This window comes from Nocardioides sp. AX2bis, assembly GCF_902506435.1.
Classification (GTDB): domain Bacteria; phylum Actinomycetota; class Actinomycetes; order Propionibacteriales; family Nocardioidaceae; genus Nocardioides.
Genome location: NZ_LR733224.1, coordinates 1 through 3,290 on the forward strand (window position 1 = coordinate 1; position 3,290 = coordinate 3,290).

The window sequence follows — 3,290 nt, forward strand, 5'->3', positions numbered from 1 at the left end:
CCCCGGCTGCGACCACCACCGCCGCCAGGTCGACCCGCAGCACCAGCCGCCGAGCGCGGGCCAGGTCGACGTGGTCGGGCTCCCGGCCGTCCCCGAGGACCGGACGCTCCTCGACCCGGCGGTCCGCGCCGGTGCCGTAGACCGTCGTCCCGCCCAGGCGTACCCCCAGCGCCCCCGCGACCGACGCCTCGACCGGGCCGGCGTTGGGGCTGGGGTGCGCGCCGGCGTCGCGCCGCCACGCCCGGACCGCCCCGCGGCGGTCGTCGCCGAGCAGCACCACCAGGGCGGCGCTCAGTCGCGAGCCCGGCAGGTTGAGCACGTCGTCGAGGCGGGCGGCGGCCCAGCCGAAGCGGTCGTACCTCGCCGAGCGGTGCCCGACCATCGCGTCCAGCGTGTTGGCCGCCCGGTAGCCCAGCAGCCCCGGCACGCCGGCCACCGCGCCCCACACCAGGGGTGCCACCACGGCGTCGGAGGTGTTCTCCGCGACCGACTCCACGGCCGCCCGCGCGACGCCGCCGGCGTCGAGCCGGGAGGTGTCGCGCCCGACGAGCCGTGCCACCTGGCGTCGCGCGTCCTCCAGGGAACCCGCCGCGAGCAGCCGCTCCACCGCGGCGGCCTCGCGGTCCAGCGACGTGCCCCCGAGCACGGTCCAGGTCGCCGCCGCCGTCAGCAGCACGCGGACGACCGGTCGGCCCGTCACCGCTCGCTCGGCCGCGGCACCCAGGCCCGCCACCCCGCCGACCAGCACGACCACGTGGACGACCCCGGCCGCGCGACGGTCGGCGTACGACACCCGCTCGACCCGCCCGGCCAGCTGCCCGAACCCGGCCACGGGGTGCCGGCGGACCGGGTCGCCGAGGGCCCGGTCGGCGGCGTACCCCAGCCCGAGCCCGAGCGCCCGACCCGCCGCCCGGCTCAGCACCGGCCCGCCCGACACCCGAGGAGCACCCGATGAAGGTCCTGGTCACCGGCGGCGTGCGCTCCGGCAAGTCCGCGCACGCCGAGGGCCTGTACGCCGGCCGCACCGACGTCGCCTACGTCGCCCCCGGGCCCACCGCCGCCGAGGACCCCGACCCCGACTGGGCGGCGCGCCTGGCCGCCCACCAGCTCCGCCGACCGCCGACCTGGAGCACCCTGGAGACCCGGGACCTGACCGCGGCGGTGACGACGGCGAGCGGTGCGGTGCTGGTCGACTGCCTGGGCACCTGGCTCACGGCGGTCCTCGACCAGGACCGGGCGTGGGACCGCCCCGCCGCCGCCCAGCACGCCTCGCTCGCCGCGCACCTCGACCCGCTGGTCGCGGCCCTCGGCGCCACCACCCGCGACGCCGTGCTGGTCACCAACGAGGTCGGCCTCGGCGTGGTGCCGGCCCACCGGTCGGGCCGGGTGTTCCGCGACCTGCTCGGCACGGTCAACCAGCGGGTCGCGGCGGCCTGCGACGAGGTGCACCTGGTGGTCGCGGGGCGCGTGCTGCGCCTCTGAGACCGGCTCCGGCGGCACGCGTCAGCCCAGCTCGGACAGCAGCGCGGTGTCGCGCAGCAGCGCCACCGCACCCCGCAGCAGCGGCACGGCGGCCACCGCCCCGCTGCCCTCGCCGAGGCGCAGCCCGAGGTCGAGCAGCGGCTCCAGCCCGAGCGCCTCCAGCGCGAGGGTCTGCGCCGGCTCGGTCGAGCGGTGCCCGGCGGCCCACCAGTGGCGGGCACCCGGCGCGAGCCGCTCCGCGGTCAGCGCGCACGCCACCGAGACCAGGCCGTCCAGGAGCACGGGTACGCCGGACTCCGCGGCCTCGAGCAGGAAGCCGACCGTCGCCGCGAGGTCGGCCGACCCGAGCGCGGTGAGGGCGTCGACGGGGTCCGCGGCCCGGTCGCCGGCCCGGGCCAGCGCCTGCGCGACCACCTCGGTCTTGCGGGCCAGGCCGGCGTCGTCCACACCCGTCCCGCGGCCGACCACGTCGGCGGCCGACAGCCCCAGCGCGGCGGCGACCAGCGCGGCGGCCGGGGTGGTGTTGCCGATGCCGAGGTCCCCGGTGAGCAGCAGCTGGGCCCCGCCGTCGATCTCGCAGAGGGCCGCCTCGCGGCCCACGTCGATCGCACGCCTGGTCTCGTCGGGGTTCAACGCGTCCTCGAGGTGGATCGCCCCGCTGCCCCGGCGCACGGACCGCGCCGTCACGGGGGGCGGGACGCCGTCGAGGTCGTCGTCGACGCCGAGGGCGAGCACGCGCACCGACACGTCGTGCGCGGCCGCGAGCGCGCTGACGCCCGCCCGGCCGGCCACGATGGTGCGGACCATCGCCGGGGTGATCGCGGCCGGGTAGGCCGAGACGCCGTGCGCCGCGACGCCGTGGTCGCCGGCGAGCACCGTGAGCCGCACGTCGGTCAGCGGCGGCGGGGGCACCGCCCCGAGGGTCGAGGAGAGCCACACGGCCAGGTCGCCCAGCCGCCCGAGCGCACCGACCGGGGTGGCCAGCGCCTCGACCCGCTGCTGCGCAGCGGCACCGAGCCGCGCCGGGGGCGGGGCGACCGGGCCCGTCACAGGCTGGCAGCCAGCGCACGCCGCTCGGCGCGGGCGACCGCGTCGCGCTGGAGCCGCCGTACCGTGCCGACGAGGCCGACGCCAAGCACGCCCCACAGGGTCGTCAGCGTGAGCAGCGAGGCCAGCCGGAAGTCCCACAGGACCTGCGCCGGGACCTCGCCGAGCGGGGCCGGGTCGGGCAGGAGCGCGACCGCGACGAGCACGACGACGAGGTAGCCGGCCGCGGCGAGCACGCCCGCGGCGTACGCGTCGGTGCGACGCGCCAGGCGCACGGCGACGGCGACCGCCGCCAGGGCTGTGAGCACCGAGACGTCGAGCAGACCGAACCACGCCAGCGTGCGGGAGCCGATGGTGCCGGGGTCGCCGACGCCGGGCGGGTTGGCGGGGTAGGCCAGCCACGGGACCAGGGCGAACGCCACGAAGCCGACGGCGGCGACGACCGCCGTGGAGCGGGTGGGGTCGAGCCGGCCCAGCCGGCCGATCGCCACGGCGGCACCGAGGGAGACCAGGCCGCCGAGGGCGCCACCGACGGCGACGCTGGCCGCGCCGAGGCCCCAGGTGGCCTGGGTGTCGCGGGACACGAGCTCGTCCTCGGCCGGCTCACCGGGCTCGGGCGCCGGGGCGACCGACTCCTCGTAGGCGATCGCCGCGTCGATCGTCGGCTCGCCGACGACGGCCGAGACCCCGAAGGACGCCAGGCCCGCCAGCAGGCCGACCAGCAGCCCCCGCACCAGCAGCGCGCGAGGGCTGAGCGGGGG

General features: G+C 79.1%; 4 protein-coding genes. 1 reads left to right on the plus strand and 3 read right to left on the minus strand.

Annotated elements, in window-relative coordinates; genetic code table 11:
- Positions 1–922: cobalamin biosynthesis protein (locus GV155_RS19670; RefSeq protein WP_236554533.1), on the minus strand; the 922-nt coding region annotated here is incomplete at its 3' end.
- 29 nt (positions 923–951) lie between these two features.
- Here GV155_RS19670 and GV155_RS19675 point away from each other — a divergent pair.
- Positions 952–1,482: a bifunctional adenosylcobinamide kinase/adenosylcobinamide-phosphate guanylyltransferase gene (locus tag GV155_RS19675; protein ID WP_160011901.1), complete on the plus strand. Its 531-nt coding sequence runs from the start codon at positions 952–954 to the stop codon at positions 1,480–1,482.
- A gap of 21 nt (positions 1,483–1,503) precedes the next feature.
- On the opposite strand, the gene cobT is transcribed toward GV155_RS19675, so the two are convergent.
- On the minus strand, positions 1,504–2,532 hold the full coding sequence (gene cobT / locus GV155_RS19680) for a nicotinate-nucleotide--dimethylbenzimidazole phosphoribosyltransferase (RefSeq protein ID WP_160011903.1): 1,029 nt from the start codon (positions 2,530–2,532) through the stop codon (positions 1,504–1,506).
- On the minus strand, positions 2,529–3,290 hold a 762-nt coding region (locus tag GV155_RS19685; protein ID WP_236554534.1), incomplete at its 5' end, for a CbtA family protein. The genes GV155_RS19685 and cobT, both read right to left, overlap by 4 nt.

Bases quoted from the DNA above. Each gene is read 5' to 3' on its own strand.
- GV155_RS19675 (WP_160011901.1), top strand. From the start codon at position 952: ATGAAGGTCCTGGTCACCGGCGGCGTGCGCTCCGGCAAGTCCGCGCAC.